13 protein-coding genes are annotated in these 17,030 nt (G+C 66.5%); 5 read left to right on the top strand and 8 right to left on the bottom strand.

The window, feature by feature from the left end; translation table 11 throughout:
• Window positions 1–141 precede the first annotated feature (141 nt).
• On the top strand, window positions 142–1,575 hold the full coding sequence (locus AC5Y42_RS13725; RefSeq protein ID WP_499898837.1) for a threonine/serine exporter family protein: 1,434 nt from the start codon (window positions 142–144) through the stop codon (window positions 1,573–1,575).
• Window positions 1,576–1,582: 7 nt separating this feature from the next.
• Here AC5Y42_RS13725 and AC5Y42_RS13720 read toward each other — a convergent pair whose 3' ends face one another.
• The 6 genes from AC5Y42_RS13720 to ripD all read right to left on the bottom strand — a co-directional run bounded on the left by AC5Y42_RS13720 (window position 1,583) and on the right by ripD (window position 11,426).
• On the bottom strand, window positions 1,583–2,014 hold the full coding sequence (locus AC5Y42_RS13720) for a hypothetical protein (protein ID WP_499898835.1): 432 nt from the start codon (window positions 2,012–2,014) through the stop codon (window positions 1,583–1,585).
• A 36-nt stretch (window positions 2,015–2,050) separates the two neighbouring features.
• Window positions 2,051–3,787, bottom strand: a complete 1,737-nt coding sequence (gene treZ / locus AC5Y42_RS13715) for a malto-oligosyltrehalose trehalohydrolase (protein WP_499898834.1) — start codon at window positions 3,785–3,787, stop codon at window positions 2,051–2,053.
• A complete protein-coding gene (gene treY / locus AC5Y42_RS13710) occupies window positions 3,780–6,077 on the bottom strand; it encodes a malto-oligosyltrehalose synthase (RefSeq protein ID WP_499898832.1) in 2,298 nt (765 codons plus the stop codon). The genes treZ and treY overlap by 8 nt, the downstream gene beginning before the upstream one ends.
• A gap of 3 nt (window positions 6,078–6,080) precedes the next feature.
• The gene (gene glgX, locus AC5Y42_RS13705; protein WP_499898831.1) at window positions 6,081–8,258 is read right to left on the bottom strand and encodes a glycogen debranching protein GlgX; all 2,178 of its coding nucleotides are present in this window, start codon (window positions 8,256–8,258) and stop codon (window positions 6,081–6,083) included.
• 34 nt (window positions 8,259–8,292) lie between these two features.
• Window positions 8,293–10,464 carry an acetyltransferase SucT gene (sucT, locus tag AC5Y42_RS13700; RefSeq protein WP_499898830.1) on the bottom strand — a complete coding sequence of 724 codons (2,172 nt, stop codon included), beginning with the start codon at window positions 10,462–10,464 and terminating at the stop codon, window positions 8,293–8,295.
• A gap of 224 nt (window positions 10,465–10,688) precedes the next feature.
• Window positions 10,689–11,426: an NlpC/P60 family peptidoglycan-binding protein RipD gene (ripD, locus tag AC5Y42_RS13695; RefSeq protein WP_499898828.1), complete on the bottom strand. Its 738-nt coding sequence runs from the start codon at window positions 11,424–11,426 to the stop codon at window positions 10,689–10,691.
• A 235-nt stretch (window positions 11,427–11,661) separates the two neighbouring features.
• Here ripD and AC5Y42_RS13690 point away from each other — a divergent pair, with 235 nt between their 5' ends.
• From AC5Y42_RS13690 to AC5Y42_RS13675, 4 genes are read left to right on the top strand one after another with little or no spacing between them, the layout of a single operon-like run.
• Window positions 11,662–12,954, top strand: a complete 1,293-nt coding sequence (locus tag AC5Y42_RS13690) for an adenosylmethionine--8-amino-7-oxononanoate transaminase (RefSeq protein ID WP_499898826.1) — start codon at window positions 11,662–11,664, stop codon at window positions 12,952–12,954.
• A 6-nt stretch (window positions 12,955–12,960) separates the two neighbouring features.
• Window positions 12,961–14,106 (top strand): 8-amino-7-oxononanoate synthase, encoded by a 1,146-nt coding sequence (locus tag AC5Y42_RS13685; protein WP_499898825.1) that lies wholly within the window; start codon window positions 12,961–12,963, stop codon window positions 14,104–14,106.
• A complete protein-coding gene (bioD, locus tag AC5Y42_RS13680) occupies window positions 14,103–14,783 on the top strand; it encodes a dethiobiotin synthase (RefSeq protein WP_499898824.1) in 681 nt (226 codons plus the stop codon). Before AC5Y42_RS13685 ends, bioD begins: the two co-directional genes overlap by 4 nt.
• Window positions 14,783–15,307, top strand: coding sequence for a 2'-5' RNA ligase family protein (locus AC5Y42_RS13675; RefSeq protein ID WP_499898823.1), 525 nt, complete (start codon window positions 14,783–14,785; stop codon window positions 15,305–15,307). Before bioD ends, AC5Y42_RS13675 begins: the two co-directional genes overlap by 1 nt.
• Here AC5Y42_RS13675 and AC5Y42_RS13670 read toward each other — a convergent pair.
• Window positions 15,284–16,645 carry a hypothetical protein gene (locus tag AC5Y42_RS13670; protein ID WP_499899025.1) on the bottom strand — a complete coding sequence of 454 codons (1,362 nt, stop codon included), beginning with the start codon at window positions 16,643–16,645 and terminating at the stop codon, window positions 15,284–15,286. The two genes, AC5Y42_RS13675 and AC5Y42_RS13670, sit on opposite strands and share 24 nt — an antisense overlap.
• Window positions 16,645–17,016, bottom strand: a complete 372-nt coding sequence (locus AC5Y42_RS13665; protein ID WP_499898821.1) for a hypothetical protein — start codon at window positions 17,014–17,016, stop codon at window positions 16,645–16,647. Before AC5Y42_RS13665 ends, AC5Y42_RS13670 begins: the two co-directional genes overlap by 1 nt.
• Between the last annotated feature and the right edge of the window lie 14 nt (window positions 17,017–17,030).

Below are 17,030 nucleotides of genomic sequence, written 5' to 3'. Positions count from 1 at the left end.
GGGCGCGTCGTCCCAGCTCTCACATCCTTTCGGCGACCGGAGCGACGGCTTGTGGACGCGCGCGTGGATTCCTTCCTGCGCAAGGTGGGAACCCAGGTCCGGAGCCTTGATGGCAGTGGTACGACGCGACGAAGGAGGGCAATGACGCCGGCAATCTCGACAGCAGAGGACGCAGACCCTCGCACGGCAGAAGATGAGAGGAAAAGCCCCGGCATGGAGGAGGGCGGGGTCCGAAGAATTCTTGATATCGCGCTGCGTTTCGGCCAGCTGCTGCTGGGTTCGCAGGCGGGAACGGCGGACGTAACCTCCACCATCGCTGCGGTAGCCACTGCCTACGGCCTCCCGCAGACGCAGGTCGACATCACCGCGAACTCGATCACGGTTTCGGTCCCCCGGGGTGTGCCGGGCGCGCCGGTCAGCGCGATGTATCTGGTGCAATCGCGCTCGCTGGACTACACCCGACTCCAGCTGACCACCGATCTCGCCCAGCACGTCGTCGACGCCACACCGGAGCCCGAGTGGGTGCAGCGGCAGCTGGACACCCTGGCGGAGGCTGCACATCCCTATCCACGCTGGGTAGCCACCGTGGGCTGGGCGGTGATGGCCGGCGGCTTCTCCGTATTGATCGGTGCCGGGCCGCTGGTGGCCGTGATCTCGGCGCTGACCACTGCGCTGATCGACCGGGTCGGTCGCTTCCTCAACCGCCGACACCTGCCGCTGCTGTTCCAGCAGGTGGTCGCGGCGGCGGTGGCCACCGGCGTGGCCATCGGACTTCATGCGGCCGGTTGGCTGCCCGACGACACCCCGATGTCACCGGTGGTCGCGGCCAACATTGTGGTGTTGCTGTCAGGGCTGGCGACCGTCGGTTCGGTGCAAGACGCCATCACCGGCTACCAGCTCACCGCCGTGTCTCGGATGATGGACATTTTGCTCTCGTCGGCGGGCATCCTGGTCGGCGTCTCGATCGCGGTGCGGATCGGCCGCGCGGCCGGTGTCGACGTCCAGGTGATCCCCGACATGCCGGTCGTCGCCGCGCTGAGCGTGCCGGTGTACATGGTGGCGGGCGCGATCGGGGCTGCCGCGGCGGCGATCGCCGGCTACGCGTCGATCCGCGCGGCGCTGGCGGCAGGCATCGCCGGGGCAATCGCGACGCTGCTGTTCTTCGGGCTGCAACTCATCAACGTCAACAGCATCGCGAGCTCGTTCGTGGCTGCGGCGGCCACCGGCCTGGTCGGCACCCTGCTCGCGCCCCGGCTGCGGGCCACCCCACTTGTGATCATCATGGCCGGCATCGTGCCGTTGGTTCCCGGGTTGACCCTCTACCGGGGCTTTGTCCAATTGGTCAACGCGCAGCCGACGGCGGGGGGCACGCTCGGGATGGCCGCAGGACTGGCGTTGGCGCTGGGCGCGGGCGCAGTGCTGGGCCCGCTGCTCGCGCCCTCGGTCCAGCGCGAACTCGCTCGATACCGCCACCGCGTTCGCGCAGGTTCGAGGCGCCAGGTGCTCAACCGGTCCCGCATGCCGCAGCTCGCCGGCATCCGGTACATCGGGCGCCGGTCAGGCTCACGCGCGTAGGCCGATCTCAGGCCGGCTCGATCTGCAGTAGTAGCTCATCGTTGGCACGAAAGATTGGCTCAAGCGGTACATCGCATCGTTCGGCCATGGCGATTAACGACTTCGACCAGACCCGGTCGGCGGCCGAAATCGGACCTCGCCCGGGCCCCGCTATCAGCAACGCGACCGTGGAACCGGATGCCAGGTCGTCGAGCAGTGTGCGCAGTGCCGACATGAAGTTCTTCAGAAATCGCGCCTGTGGTCGCGGACCGATCGAGGTTTGGTTGAGCATCTTGGTCAGCCGACGATCCGACCCGACGAAACCGAACCACAACAACCGCTCACCAAATCCCAGGGGTCCCATCAGCGCGCACCACCGCTGGCGCAGATCGTCGGCCGAATAGACCGGGTCCGTGGCGGTCTCGATAGGCGGAATGGGCGTTGGCGCGTGCTGACTCATCTGCGAATCATCAGCGGCGCCCGCCGTCGGCGGTAGTCAGTTATCCACCGAGCGCAGTACCGCGAATGAATGCCCAGGCAACTCGGTGGTGTCGTTGCCCACCTGAGGCGGGTCCCAGGCCAGGACCACCTCGCCGGTGATGGGAATTCGCGTCGCTTCGATGCCGAGGTTGCACGCGATGGCGAGCCGGCCGCGGCGCATCACGATCCAGCGGGCCGCTTCGTCGTAGTCGACACTCAGCTCGGCCAGCCACGGATCGGTCAGGTCAGATTCGCTGCGCCGTAACGCGATCAATTCTCGGTAGACGCCGAGCAACCGGGCGTGCTCGTCGTTGTCGACTTCATTCCAATTCAGCTTGGAGCGCTGGAATGTCTGCGGGTCCTGCGGGTCGGGAATGTCGTCGGCATCCCAGCCATGCTCGGCGAACTCGGCCTTGCGTCCTTGGGCGGTAGCGCGGGCCAGTTCGGGTTCAGGATGGGAGCTGAAAAACTGGAACGGGGTTGAGGCGCCCCACTCCTCACCCATGAAAAGCATGGTGCTGTACGGAGATCCGAAGACCAGGGCAGCCTTGACAGCTAGTTGGCCGAAGCTCAGGTTCTGCGACGGGCGGTCCCCGAGGGCGCGGTTGCCGACCTGATCGTGGGTACAGGTGTAGGCCAGCAGGCGGGTGGCCGGAATTTCCGATGTGTCCAGTGGCCGACCGTGCCGACGGTGGCGAAACGACGAATAGGTGCCGGCGTGAAAGAAGCCGTGCCGCAACGTCTGCGCCAGCGTGGCCAGCGACCCGAAGTCGGCGTAGTAGCCCTGGCGCTCACCGGACACCGCGGCGTGGATCGCGTGATGGATATCGTCGTCCCATTGTGCGGTGATCCCGTAGCCGCCGGCTGAGCGTGGAGTGATCAGCCGCGGATCGTTGAGGTCGCTTTCCGCGACCAGCGACAGCGGGCGGCCGAGTTGCTCGGCGAGCGCATCGGTTTCGGTCGACAGCTCCTCGAGAATGTGGATCGCGGTGGTGTCCACCAGCGCGTGCACGGCGTCCAGACGGAGACCGTCGGCGTGGAAGTCGCGCATCCAGCGCAGCGCGCAGTCGATGATGTATCGGCGGACCGCGTCGGAGTCGGCGTCGGCGATGTTGATTCCTTCGCCCCACGGGTTGCTGGCCGACGACAGGTATGGGCCGAAGCGCGGCAGGTAGTTGCCTGACGGGCCGAGGTGGTTGAACACCGCGTCGATCAGCACACCAAGGCCGCGGCGGTGGCAGGCGTCGACGAACCGCGCCAGCCCGTCGGGGCCACCGTAGGGTTCGTGCACCGCATACCACAGCACGCCGTCGTATCCCCAGCCGTGGCTGCCGGAGAACGCGTTGACGGGCATCAGTTCGACGAAGTCGACGCCGAGATCGACCAGATAGTCCAGCTTGTCGGTTGCTGCGTCGAAAGTGCCTTCGGCCGTGAATGTTCCGAGGTGCAGCTCGTAGATCACCGCGCCTTCGACCGATCGGCCAGTCCAGTCGCCGTCGCTCCAATGCGCAGCGCTTGGGTCCCATAGTTGAGAGCGGGCATGCACGCCGTCCGGCTGGCGCGCCGACCGCGGATCGGGTAGCACCAGGGGGTCGTCGCCAAGCAGGTAGCCGTAGCGCGCATCGGGTTCAGTCTCCACGGTGAGACGCCACCAACCGTCGCTGTAGGGGGTCATCGGGTACGTCGCACCGTCGATATCGAGATGCACTCGCGTAGGATTCGGTGCCCAGACGGCGAATTCGTGATCAGGCATCCGCGCGCTCCAACAGCACCACGGGCAGTTCGGCGAATAATTCCTCGGCGATCGTCGCTCCGCTGTGCGCGGTGCCGCTGAGTGTGTCGGTCCAGTCGCCGTCGGGCAGCGGTATCACCGTGTCGCCCCACCCACTGTCCTGCAGATGCACCGTCCAGCGGGCGACCGCCACCAGTACATCGTCGCCACGCAGGAACGCGACGACGTGTTCAGCGGCCGACCCGGTGGCCAGCACCGGGTGATAGCCGCCATGCAGGAAGGTCTGCGGCCGGCTCCGCCGCAGGTGCAACGCCGCGGCAACAACTTTGATCTTCGGGTGGTCAAGGCTTTTAAGGGCTGCCTGTCGCGCGGTGTAGTCGACTGGGCGCCGGTTGTCCGGATCGACCAGGCTGTCGTCCCACAGCTCGGTGCCCTGGTAGACGTCTGGGATACCGGGGACGGTCAGGGCCAGCAACTTCTGCGCGACCGCGTCGTTGTCGGCATGCGATCCGAGTTGGGCGACAAGGCTGGTCAGTTCGCGAGCTGCGGGCCCGTCCAACACTGCGTCCAGCCAGTGGTGCACCGCGCTCTCGAAGTCGGCATCCGGATCGTGCCAGGAGGTATGCCATGCGGCTTCCCGGATGGCTTTCTCGGCATAGGCATGCAGTCGCTCACGCAAGCTGTCGGTGACCTCGCCGTCGGCCGGCCACACGCCGAAGATGTTCTGCCACAGAAACAGTCCGGTTGCCGGGTCGGGGGAGGGCGTGCCGGTCTCCCAGCGGGCGACAAACTCGGCCCACAGCGACGGAACCTGCGACAGCACACCGATGCGGGCGCGGACGTCCTCGCCGCGTTTAGTGTCGTGGGTGGAAAGCGCTGTCATTGTCTGCGGCCACAGCCGGGCGCGGGTGGCGGCGCTGTGGTGAAACTCTGCGGCGCCCACGCCGAACCGCTGCGGGTCGCCGCCCACCTCGTTCAGCGACACCAGCCGAGCATCCCGGTAGAACAGGCAGTCTTCGACTGACTTGGCAGTGACCGCGCCGCACAGCTGCTGAAGCCGCACCGCAGGCTCACCGCCGTCGGCTATCGCGGCCGCGATCAGCTGCAGCGCCGGCCCCAATTCCGGTGCGCCGGCTGCGGCTTCGGCAAGAGCGGCAGGCAGCACCGCCGACAAGCCGCGGTAATCGGTTCGATACACGTCAATGTGGCCGAGTAACGCTACTACCGCGTCGGGCACCTGCGGATCGTCGGCACCGGTGGCGGCGACGATGCAGCGCCGCAGTCGGGCCAGCTCGCTGGCGAGTGTGTCGGTGGTCGCGGCGGCCTTGAGTTCCCGCAGCAGTGCCGGCATGGCCTGATAGTCCACCCCGGCCGATTCGACGAGCGCCGTCAACGCGGGCGCCCCCTTCGGGTCGATGAAAAGGCCGCCAACTTCTCGCAGCACGTCATAACCGGTGGTGCCGGCCACCGGCAAGGTCGGCTCCAAAGCTTCGTCGGCGGCTAAGATCTTCTCGATCACAATCCAGGCGTCGGGCCCGAGCAGCGTGCGCAGCGAGCTCAAATACCCAGCCGGGTCGGACAATCCGTCGGGGTGGTCGATGCGTACGCCGTCGACCAGTCCATCACCGACCCAGCGGGCGACCTCGGCATGCCAGGCGTCGAACACCGCAGGGTCTTCCTGGCGAAGTCCGGCCAGCGAGGTGATCGAGAAGAAGCGCCGATAGCCACATACTCCGTTCCGCCAGCCGACCAGTCGGTAGTGCTGGCGGTCGTGCACATCGGGACCGCTGCCGTTGCCGGTTCCGGGTGCGATCGGGAAAACCAGGTCGCCCAGCCGTAGCAGTTCGCCGTCCACCGTCAGGTCGGCGATGTCGTCGTCAGAACCCAAGACGGGCAGCACAATCCGTCCGTCGTCGAGCTGCCAGTCGATATCGAAGAATGCCGCGTAGGCCGATGACCGCCCGTTCCGCAGCACATCCCACCACCACTGGTTCTGCTGCGGTTGGTCGATCCCAACGTGATTGGGCACGATATCAACAATCAGCCCCAAGCCACGCTTCTTTGCTGCCGCCGACAGCCGGGCCAAACCCTCAGCGCCGCCGAGTTCGGTGGAGACAGTGGTCGGATCGGTGACGTCGTAGCCGTGCGCTGACCCGCGCACTGCGGTCATGATCGGCGACAGGTACACGTGCGACACCCCGAGGTCGCCCAGGTAGTCCAGCAGGTTCTCCGCGTCACCGAAGGTGAACGCGAACCCGCTCGAGGCGCCCCGCAGTTGCACCCGGTAGGTGGACAGCACCGGAGAAGTCATGCGTCACAGCGTCTTACGCAAGACGAGCAGAGCACGGCTCGGCAATGAGATCTCATCCCCGTCGGTCACGACCAGCTCCACTGCACCGGTGGGATCGGTGGTGTCCAGCACTGCCGTCCATTCTTGTGCGTAGTCCTGGTGGGGCATGATGAAGTCCACCACATGGTCGTGGGCGTTGAAGCACAACAGAAATGAGCCGTCGACCACGCGCTCGCCGCGGCGGCCGGGCTCGGGAAGCGCGTCGCCGTTGAGGAAAACCGCGATGCTCTTGCCGAAATCACTGTCCCAGTCCTCCGGGGTCATCTCCTGGCCGGCCGGGGTCAGCCACGCGATGTCGCGCGCTTCGTCGCCCCTGCGGATCGGTTGGCCTGCGAAAAACCGGCGGCGACGAAACACCGGGTGCTCGGTGCGCAAGCCGGTCACCGTGCGAGTGAACGCCAGCAGGTCGGCGTTCTTGTCCGCCAGCGACCAGTCCATCCAGGACAGCTCGGAGTCCTGGCAGTACACGTTGTTGTTGCCCTGTTGGGTGCGGGCCATCTCGTCGCCGTGCGCGATCATCGGCGTACCTTGCGACAACATCAGCGTGCCCATGATGTTGCGCATCTGCCGCGCGCGTAGTTCGAGGATGTCGGGATCGTCGGTGGGGCCTTCGACGCCGCAGTTCCACGACCGGTTGTAGCTTTCCCCGTCGCGGTTGTCCTCACCGTTGGCTTCGTTGTGCTTCTCGTTGTAGGACACCAGGTCATTGAGCGTGAACCCGTCGTGGGCGACGACGAAGTTGATGCTGGCGCTGGGTCGCCGCCCGGTCGCCTCGTAGAGGTCCGACGACCCGGTCAGCCGGGAAGCGAACTCGCCCAGGGTTGCGGGCTCGCCCCGCCAGTAGTCACGCACAGTGTCGCGATATTTCCCGTTCCACTCGGTCCACAAACCCGGGAAGTTGCCGACCTGGTAGCCGCCTTCGCCGATATCCCACGGCTCGGCGATCAATTTGACCTGACTGACCACCGGATCCTGCTGAACCAGATCGAAGAACGCGCTCAATCGGTCGACGTCGTAGAACTCGCGGGCCAGCGTGGATGCCAGGTCGAATCGGAACCCGTCGACGTGCATTTCGGTCACCCAGTAGCGCAGCGAATCCATGATCAGCTGCAGGGTGTGTGGGTGGCGGGCGTTGAGGCTGTTGCCAGTGCCGGTGAAATCCTTATAGAACCTCGGGTCGTCGTCGTCCAACCGGTAGTAGGCGGCGTTGTCGATGCCGCGGAAGTTGATGGTCGGGCCGAGGTGGTTGCCTTCGGCGGTGTGGTTGTAGACCACGTCGAGGATCACCTCGATGCCGACTTCGTGGAAGGTGCGAACCATGGTCTTGAACTCGGCCACCGCGCCGCCGGCCTGGCGGTTTGCCGCGTACTGGTTGTGCGGAGCGAAGAACCCGAAGGTGTTGTAACCCCAGTAGTTTCGCAGCTCCAACTCCAGCAGCCGGTGGTCGTGCAGGAACTGGTGAACCGGCATCAGCTCGATCGCGGTGACGTTCAACGACTTGAGGTGGTCGATGATCACCGGATGCGTCAGCCCCGCGTAGGTGCCCCGCAATTCGCGCGGAATGCCCGGATGCGTCTGGGTCATGCCCTTGACGTGAGCTTCGTAGATCACCGTCTCGTGGTAGGGGGTGCGAGGCGCGCGGTCGGAGGCCCAGTCGAAGAACGGGTTGATCACCACGCTGGTCATGGTGTGGCCCAGCGAGTCGACCATCGGGGGAGTGCCGGTCTCCGCAGGGTTCTGAGCAGCGGCGGCCAGATCATAGGAGAACAGCGCCTGGCCGAAGGTGAAGTCACCGTCGAACGACTTCCCATAGGGATCGAGCAACAGCTTGCTGGGGTCGCATCGATGCCCGGCTGCCGGGTCGAACGGCCCATGTACCCGAAATCCATACCGCTGCCCGGGACTCACGGTCGGCAGGTAGGCGTGCCAGACGTATCCGTCGACCTCGTCGAGCGCGACGCAGGTCTCCACGCCCTGCTCGTCGATCAGGCACAACTCGACCGTGTCGGCGATCTCGGAGAACAACGCGAAATTCGTGCCGCCGCCGTCGTAGGTGGCGCCAAGCGGGTAACTGTTGCCCGGCCACACGGTCGTCAGCGTGGGCGCGCGGTCCGGTTGCGCGGCTGTCCTGCGGGATGCCATTAGTCCAACTTATCCGCGGTTGCGAATCGGGGGGTCACCACCAGCTGGTGGCAGCGGCGACCTGCCGCCCCAGCTCACTTGCCAGCGTGCGCGTATAGGTTGCGGACAAGTGGTGAGCGTCGTGATAGATCAGCACATTTCCCTCCGCAGCGCGACATATCTCGGGCCGGCACACCGCATCGCTCATGTCGAGTGGTTTGAGTAATGGAAACTGCTCGATGAAGTCGAGGGTCGGATTGCTGTCGGACAGCACGTCGGCACGTTTCATCCCGCACGATTGCGCGCTGCCGCCCTTGGCCAGACAGTCGGCCGGCTCGAACGGGTTGCCGTCCCTGACCATCCACGGCGTGTCTCGCATCGCCAGTACCGGAATGTTGTTGTCCGAGAACGCCTGCCAGATTCCGATATAACTGGCCGGCATCACATCACCGGCCTTGATGTTCCACGGCCGGGTCGAGGTAGTGAAGACGTAGTCGGGCCGGTCGGCGACCAATTTGGCCATGGTCTTCTGCACCCAGTCCCGGCATTCCGGGTACGGAGCGTTGTTGCCCATGACCAACGGGGTCTCCTCGGTGGACAGCGGGCAGCCCATCTTGAGGTAGGTCACCACTTTGAAATGGTGCATGCGGCCCAGCAGATCCAATGCGGTGAGCCAGTGTTCGGCGTGCGACCCGCCGGCCAGCGCGATGGTCCGGATGGCGTGTTGATCGCCATAGCTGCAATTGATCAGCGCAGCGTTTTTGAAGTCGCTGATGCAGCCGTCTCTGGTCGACGGTGGCAGATCCTTGCTGGCCTCCAAGACAGTGGGCCGCATCCGCAGCTTGGGCACCCGCACGTGCTTGACCAGTGCCCGCGCACCGGGATAGTCACGCGAACTGAGTCCGCTCAGCTCTTTGCCGCCGGCGCGCTGCACGGTGACGTGCTCACGCCAGGTGAACGACGTCGCGGTGAGCGTCACGCCGAGCAGGGCCACCACTGAGCCCAGCACGATGGTCGGACGGCGCAGCCGTGCTCGCCAGGAAATCGTTCGGACCGGCTCCAGTGCGGCCTGGACCGGCGCGCGATAGCGCAGCGGATCCTCGACCAGCCGCATGGTCAGGTAGGCGAGCACACCGGAGATCAGCAATATCACGGTGCCCTCGACAAAGTTGGCATGTCGATGGCCGGTGTAGGACAACCAGAAGATCAGCAGCGGCCAGTGCCACAGGTAGAGCGAATACGCCATCGCTCCCAGGGTTACCAGCGGCCCCGCGGCGAGCATCCGGTTGAGGAGCGGCAACCGGTCGCGGGTGCTGGGATGCGCCTGCCGGTTGGCCCCGGCGAGGACGAACAGCACCGTCGCCCCGACGGGGACCAGCGTCCACGGCCCGGGAAATTCCCGGACGCCGTCGATGAGTGCGCCGCAGGACAGGATCGCGGCCAGCGCGACGGTGGAAATGACAGTGCGCAGCCACATCGGCCAGCGGATGTACGGGACCAGCGCACCGGCCAGCGCCCCCAATAGCAACTCCCAGCCACGCGCGAAGCTGTTGTAGTACGCGGTCGCCTGGCTGGCCTGGTGAGCGAAAATCGCGTAGCCGAATGACGCCGCAGTCAACGCGCTGAGTAAAACGACGAACATCGTCCGGAGCCGATCACCGAACCGTCGGCGACACAGATAGGCCGTCCCGAAGACCACCAGCAGAAAAGCGATGTAGAACTGGCCCTGCACCGACATCGACCAGATGTGCTGCAGCGGGCTGACCGCTTCGCCCGCACGCAGATAGTCCGCGACCGTGCCGGCCAGCTCCCAGTTCTGGTAATACCCGAGGCTGGCCAGGCTTTGGTTTGCGAAGGCTTCCCAACGGGTCTGGGGCTGCACCAGGATGGTCAGCACGGCGCATGCGGCCAGCACCACCACCAGCGCCGGCAGCAGCCGGCGGACCAGCCGGGTCACTTCGGGCAGCAGTGCCAAGGATGACGCCGGGTTGAGCGCGGCACGCAGCACCTTGCCGCCAAAGAAGAAGCCCGACAGGGCCAAGAAGACGTCTACGCCGCCGGACACCCGGCCGAACCAGACGTGGAACATGGCGACCAACGCGATGGCGATACCGCGCAGGCCGTCGAGGTCGTGGCGGTAGAAGCCGGCTTTTCGGTTCCCCATCGCAGCCGGTGCGGACTCCGAAGCGGCCGAGGGCGCCGGGCGGGTCGGGGTCAGGACAGTCATGGTCGACAGACAACTTACCTAACCGCCGAGTTGCTCTCGACCAGTCGTCGCGCAGCGCGTGGTCTGAGCAGCCATCGGGCCGAATCGATAAGTCGTGGGCATCCTTCCCGCACGTTCCGGGAAGGATGCCCACACCCCCCTTCCGGCCTCGGCGGTGGAGGCCGAAACGTTTGCCGGACGGAAATTTCTACTTATGTCACGGTCTGGGGGTAAGAGAGGTTTGGTCAGGAATCGATGATCCGGGTCACATAGGGCGCCATGTTGGTCGTCCGTGCCGCCGAGACCGTAACGGCGGGTTCGGTGCCCTCGATCATCTGGCCTTTCCCTAAAAACAGGGCCACGCTTTGGCTGCCGCCAGGGCCATAGCAGATCAGGTCGCCGCGGCGTGCCTGCGCCGGTGGGACCTTGCGGCCGACACTGCACTGCTCGTTGGATCTGCGCGGCAGTTTGAGCCCGACGCCGGCGAACGCATATTGGATCAGGCCCGAGGCGTCGAAGCCGACTGTGCCGGTGTTGGTGCCGCCGGGCAGGGTCCCGGTGCCCGGAGCGGTTCCGACCCCGGCACCCGGCAGGGTGCCGACACCCGGTACGGCGCCGGTAGTGCCCGGGACGGTGGTGGCGCCCGGAAGAGTGGCGGTACCGGGGCCCGTGGCGCCCGGGAGGGCGGTAGTACCAGGCAGACCGGTAGTGCCAGGCAGACCGGTAGTGCCAGGCAGACCGGTAGTGCCCGGGGCGGTGCTGGCACTTTGCCTGACGCCGGTGGTGGGCCCTGAAGCGTTGCCGCCGCCGTACACGAACGGCACCCCGCGCTGGGAAAGGGCGCGTTGGACCACCATCTCGATGTGCTGCTGTCCATAGCCGGTCGGCCATGAGTGCGGGTCAGCGGCCGCCAGGGCGGGGCTGACCACCGCCGGTGCAAGCAACATCGTCAGGCTGGTCGTCACGGAGTAGACGCGTTTCATTGGATTCCACCTCTCGGACCGCTGTATTCACAACAGCCACTTAAACCACTTCTGCAACAGAGCCTACCGGCGATTGACACGGTGACTAAATCGGCGAAGGAGAATTTGTCGTACCGTGACCGCGCGGTGACCGCTGGCACCCGTTTCGCCGCCGAGCAGTCGCAAAAGCCGCCTTTTCCAGGCTAAACAGGCGGCTTTTGGGTTTGGTCGCCGTAGCGACTTACGCTCAGTCTCCATGCCCGCGTTGACGCCCGAGCAGATCAGCGCCATCGATGCCGCCCACCTGTGGCACCCGTACAGCACCATCGGCGCGGAGGCCGTGGCGCCGGTGGTGGCTGTGGGTGCCCGCGGCGCGTGGCTGACGCTGATCCACGATGGCAAACCGATCCGGGCCCTCGACGCGATGAGCTCGTGGTGGACCGCGGTCCACGGGCACGGCCATCCGGTTCTGGACACGGCGCTGGTCACCCAGCTGGACACGTTGAATCACGTCATGTTCGGCGGGCTGACCCACGAACCGGCCGCACGGTTGGCGCAGCTGCTTGTCGACATCACCCCCGCCGGGCTGCAGACAGTGTTCTTCAGCGACTCCGGATCGGTGTCAGTGGAGGTCGCGGTGAAAATGGCGCTGCAGTACTGGCGCAGCAGCGGGCGGCCGGGGAAACACCGGCTGATGACCTGGCGCGGCGGATATCACGGCGACACCTTCACGCCGATGAGCATCTGCGACCCCGATGGTGGCATGCACCAGCTATGGACCGACGTCCTGGCCACCCAGGTGTTCGCACCACAGGTGCCCCGCGACTACGACCCGGCCTACACCGCGGCATTCGAAGCTCAGCTGGCCGAGCACGCTGCCGAACTCGCCGCCGTCGTCGTCGAACCCGTGGTGCAGGGCGCGGGCGGTATGCGCTTCCACGATCCCCGCTATCTGCATGACCTGCGGGATATCTGCAACCGGTACGGGGTTCTGCTGATCTTCGACGAAATCGCCACCGGATTCGGGCGCACCGGCGAATTGTTCGCCGCCGACCATGCCGACGTCAGCCCGGACATCATGTGCGTCGGCAAGGCGCTTACCGGCGGTTACCTCAGCCTGGCCGCCACGCTGTGCACCACCGACATCGCGCACACCATCAGCGCCGGCGAGGCCGGCGCGCTGATGCACGGACCGACGTTCATGGCCAACCCGCTGGCCTGCGCGGTATCAGTGGCGAGCGTGCAGTTGCTGCTCGGTCAGGATTGGCGTTCGAGAGTCGGCGAGATCAGTGCGGCGCTGACCGCCGGGCTGGAACCCGCGCGCGGGCTACCCTCGGTGACCGACGTGCGGGTGTGTGGCGCGATCGGGGTCATCGAATGCAACCGGCCCGTCGACCTGGCGGTGGCCACCCCGGCCGCACTGGACCGCGGGGTGTGGTTGCGGCCATTCCGCAACCTCGTCTACGCGATGCCGCCGTTCATCTGTACACCGTCCGAAATTGCGCAGGTCACCTCGGCAATGGTCGACGTGGCAGCGCTCGTAAGCTGAACGGCGATGAAGTCACCGATTGACCTTTCGCCGCTGGCCTGGCTGGACGCGCACGCCGACCGGCGCCGGGATGCCGGACTGCGGCGCTCGCTGCGGCCGCGTCCGCCGGTCGCCACCGAACTGGACCTGGCATCCAACGACTATTTGGGTCTCTCGCAGCATCCGGCCGTCATCGAGGGCGGGGTGGCTGCGCTGCGCATCTGGGGCACCGGTGCGACGGGTTCGCGGCTGGTCACCGGCGACACCGAGCTGCACCAAGAATTAGAAGCAGCACTGGCCGAATTCACCGGCGCCGCAGCGGCTTTGGTGTTCTCGTCGGGATACACCGCCAACCTGGGCGCGGTCGTCGGGTTGTCCGGTCCGGATTCGCTGCTGGTTTCCGACGCCTACTCCCACGCCTCGCTGGTGGACGCGTGCCGGTTGTCGCGGGCCCGGGTGGTGGTGACGCCGCACCGCGACGTCGACGCCGTGGCGGCGGCGTTGGCGTCGCGCGACGAAGAGCGTGCCGTGGTCGTCACCGATTCGGTGTTTTCCGCTGACGGGGCGCTGGCGCCGGTGCGCGAACTGCACTCGGTGTGCCGCCGGCACGGGGCGCTGCTGATTGTCGACGAGGCTCACGGTCTCGGGGTGCGCGGCGCCGGCGGTCGGGGACTGTTGCACGAGCTCGGCCTGGCCGGTGCGCCTGACGTGGTGATGACGACCACGCTGTCCAAAGCGCTGGGCAGTCAGGGCGGTGCGGTGCTCGGTTCGGCGGCCGTGCGTGACCACCTGATCGACGCCGCCCGGCCGTTCATTTTCGACACCGGGCTGGCGCCGGCGGCGGTCGGCGCCGCGCTGGCGGCGTTGCGGGTGCTGGGTGCCGAGCCGTGGCGGCCGCGAGCGGTGCTCACCCATGCCCGCACCCTGGCCGAGATCTGCGCCGTGCCGGCGGAGCCCGCGTCGGCGGTGGTGTCGGTGATTCTGGGCGACCCGGAGGTGGCGTTGGCCGCGGCGGCCGCTTGCCTGGACGCCGGTGTGCGGGTGGGCTGTTTCCGGCCTCCGACGGTGCCGGCCGGGACATCTCGGCTGCGGCTGACCGCCCGGGCGTCACTCGACGCCGACGAGCTCGGGCTGGCTCGCACCGTGTTGACCGACGTGCTGTCACACCGTTGACGATCCTGGTCGTCACCGGGACCGGGACCGGGGTCGGAAAGACGGTGGCGACCGCGGCGCTGGCCGCTCAGGCACGTCAGATCGGCGTGGACGTCGCGGTGTGCAAACCCGTGCAGACCGGCACCGAGGCCGGCGACGACGACCTCGCCGAAGTCACCCGGCTATCCGGAGTCGACGAGGTGGCCGGCTTGGCGCGCTATCCGCAGCCGATGGCGCCGGTGGCCGCGGCCGAACAGGCTGGAATGAGTTTGCCCACCCGCGAGGACGTGCTGAACTTCATCCGCGCTGTGGACCGGCCGCGCCGGTTGACCCTGGTCGAAGGCGCCGGCGGCCTGCTGGTCGAACTCGGCCAGGACGGCATCACGCTGCGCGACATCGCGGCCGACCTCGGCGCCGCGGTGCTGGTGGTGGCCACCGCCGAGCTCGGCACCCTCAACCACACCGCGCTGACGCTGGAAGCACTTGCAGTACAGGGTATTTCATGCGCCGGTCTGGTGATCGGCAGTTGGCCGGAACATGCCGGGGCGGTGGAGACGTCCAACCGGCGCGCGCTGGAGCAGCTGGCGCCGGTACGGGCGGTGCTGCCCGTCGGGGCCGGATCGATGGACCCCGCCGAGTTCGCCGCGATGAGCGCACACGCCGTCGACCGGCATTGGATGACCACACTGGTCGGCTGATGGTTCATTCGATTGAGCTGGTCTTCGACGCCGACACCGAAGCGGCGATCCGTGGCATCTGGGCCGAACTGGCCGACGCCGGGATACCCAGCCAAGCGCCAGCGGCCCGCCCGCACGTGACGATGGTCGTCGCCCAGCGCATCGCGCCGGAAACGGATGCGCTGCTGGGCGCGATCGTCGACCGGCTGCCGCTGAGCTGCGCGGTGGGGGCGTCATTGCTGTTCGGCAGATCCAACGCCGTGCTGGCGCGGCTGGTGGTGCCCACGGCTGACCTACTGGCGATCCACGACGAGGTCCACCGCCTGTCCCGGCCGCATCTGCAGCCTGCGCCGATGCCCAACAGCTTGCCCGGTCAGTGGACCCCGCACGTCACACTGGCCCGTCGCATCGGCGGTGGCCAACTGGGCCGGGCGCTGCGTATCGCGGGGCGACCGGCACAGATCGACGGCAGCTTCGCTGCGCTGCGCCGCTGGGACGGCAATAAGCGTGCCGAGTATCTGCTATCCGCCGAACAACAGATATAGACCGGTGAAGGTGTAGCCGACCATCACCAGCATCATGGTCAGCTGGCCGGTGAGTTGGTAGCCGGTCGGCAGCAGCCGTAATGCCTTGTCGTGCGCCGCAATTACCGCCACGATGTGCCCGGTGACAACGCAGGTCACCTTGATCACCGCCAGCACCGTGGGATGCAGAGACAACACATAGGCGACGTGCAGGTGCGCCAGTCCGAGCAGATTCCAGCCGTGGCCGAGCGGATCAGCCAACGCCAAGATGGCCTGCTGGCCGCGCTCCACCAGGTAGGACAGGTAGTGGGCGAAGATGTAGCCCACCACAATCGGGATCAGCGAGTGCGCCATCTGCCCGGGCAACGCCCGCCGCTGCTCACGGTCAACCCCACCGGTTGCCCGCGCGGCCAATGAAAAAGTCAGCGCCACAACGGCGATGAACGCCAGCAACCCAATGGTACGCAGCGCTGACGACGACAGCGTCACCGGCAAGCCGTGGGCATCGTGGGTGAGTCGGTCAGCGAAGCTGCGCCACGTCGGCGACGCCGAGTAGCTATCGAACGCCGTCGAACCGAGCAACACGGCCAGCACCGCGACCACGCCCGGCCGGACCGGCAACGACGGCAGATGATCGAACGGATTGCCGACCACGATTTGGCCGGTATCGAGGTTGCGGCGAATCGGTGAAAGCCGGGACACCGCCATGCTGTAGACCCCGAACGGGTCGACCCGGGCCAACCAGCGCTGCCCGCACAGCCATGCCCCGACCAATAGCACCACGGCATAAATCAACAACCAGGTTTTGACCATCGGCAGCGACGCGGGATTCGGGCTGGCCAGTTCCATCCACACAAAAGCGAACAGGCCCACCGCAGCGGGGCGGTAGCCCCAGCGTTCCGGATAGGAAAGCCGCGGACCCCGAAGCCGCGCCGGGATGACATGCATCAGCAGCAGATACAGCGTGCGCACCGGCGAAATCACCCGCCATACCGGCCCGAACAGCACCGAGAGCGCCACCAAGCCGACCCACAGCAGCACGTAGAACACCCCGAGCAAAGCGTTGGCCTGCGTCTGTGGGCCCCACACCCCGGCCATCACGACCCATGCCGCAAACACCAGCGCCACCGCGGCCACCGTCCAGCGGGTGAGACGCGCATTCACCAGCGTGGTCAGTGCGGTCGGCAACGGGCGACCGGGCTTGAGCGGGTCGAATCGTGGCTGCCGCCAAGCGAATGCGACCAGCGCGAACGTGAAGGTCAACGCCCACGCCGCCCCGACCATTGCGTAGGCATACGGCACGGGAAGATCACTCGAGCCGCCCAGCCCGTGCGCCAGAATGTCGGCTCGCGCCAGAATCACGGACGGACTTGGATTGTCGCGACTGTCCGGTCCAGGTGATGCAGTTCGACGTCGACATTGCCCGGGACGTCGACGCTGAATTGGAACGTCTGGTCCGGGGCGGCCGCGACCTGGAATTCGTGATCGGGTACCGAGTGCACGTGTAGCTCGTCAGTGGCGTCGCTGGTGACGTGGAAGGTGATCTGTTCTTTGACTTTGGCCTGCAGCGTGGCGTTGGTCGGAGTGACCTTGCCGTCGGCGATGGTGACTTTGACGTCGAGTCCGGACGGCGAGCTTGCGCTGTCCTTGTTTTGGTCACCCCCGCACGCGACCAGCCCCGAAACCAGCACCACAACAACAGTTATCGCGGGCATAACGCGAGATATCATGTGCACCAATCTAT

It is taken from the genome of Mycobacterium sp. NGS48, assembly GCF_059812585.1.
This window is presented reverse-complemented; position numbering and strand designations above follow the sequence as displayed.

Coding starts and splice junctions, on each gene's coding strand:
- AC5Y42_RS13675 (WP_499898823.1), top strand. CDS start 14,783: ATGGTTCATTCGATTGAGCTGGTCTTCGACGCCGACACCGAAGCGGCG.
- glgX (WP_499898831.1), bottom strand. CDS start 8,258: ATGGCATCCCGCAGGACAGCCGCGCAACCGGACCGCGCGCCCACGCTG.
- treY (WP_499898832.1), bottom strand. CDS start 6,077: ATGACTTCTCCGGTGCTGTCCACCTACCGGGTGCAACTGCGGGGCGCC.
- treZ (WP_499898834.1), bottom strand. CDS start 3,787: ATGCCTGATCACGAATTCGCCGTCTGGGCACCGAATCCTACGCGAGTG.
- AC5Y42_RS13665 (WP_499898821.1), bottom strand. CDS start 17,016: ATGATATCTCGCGTTATGCCCGCGATAACTGTTGTTGTGGTGCTGGTT.
- AC5Y42_RS13690 (WP_499898826.1), top strand. CDS start 11,662: ATGCCCGCGTTGACGCCCGAGCAGATCAGCGCCATCGATGCCGCCCAC.
- AC5Y42_RS13685 (WP_499898825.1), top strand. CDS start 12,961: ATGAAGTCACCGATTGACCTTTCGCCGCTGGCCTGGCTGGACGCGCAC.
- sucT (WP_499898830.1), bottom strand. CDS start 10,464: ATGACTGTCCTGACCCCGACCCGCCCGGCGCCCTCGGCCGCTTCGGAG.
- AC5Y42_RS13725 (WP_499898837.1), top strand. CDS start 142: ATGACGCCGGCAATCTCGACAGCAGAGGACGCAGACCCTCGCACGGCA.
- ripD (WP_499898828.1), bottom strand. CDS start 11,426: ATGAAACGCGTCTACTCCGTGACGACCAGCCTGACGATGTTGCTTGCA.
- AC5Y42_RS13720 (WP_499898835.1), bottom strand. CDS start 2,014: ATGAGTCAGCACGCGCCAACGCCCATTCCGCCTATCGAGACCGCCACG.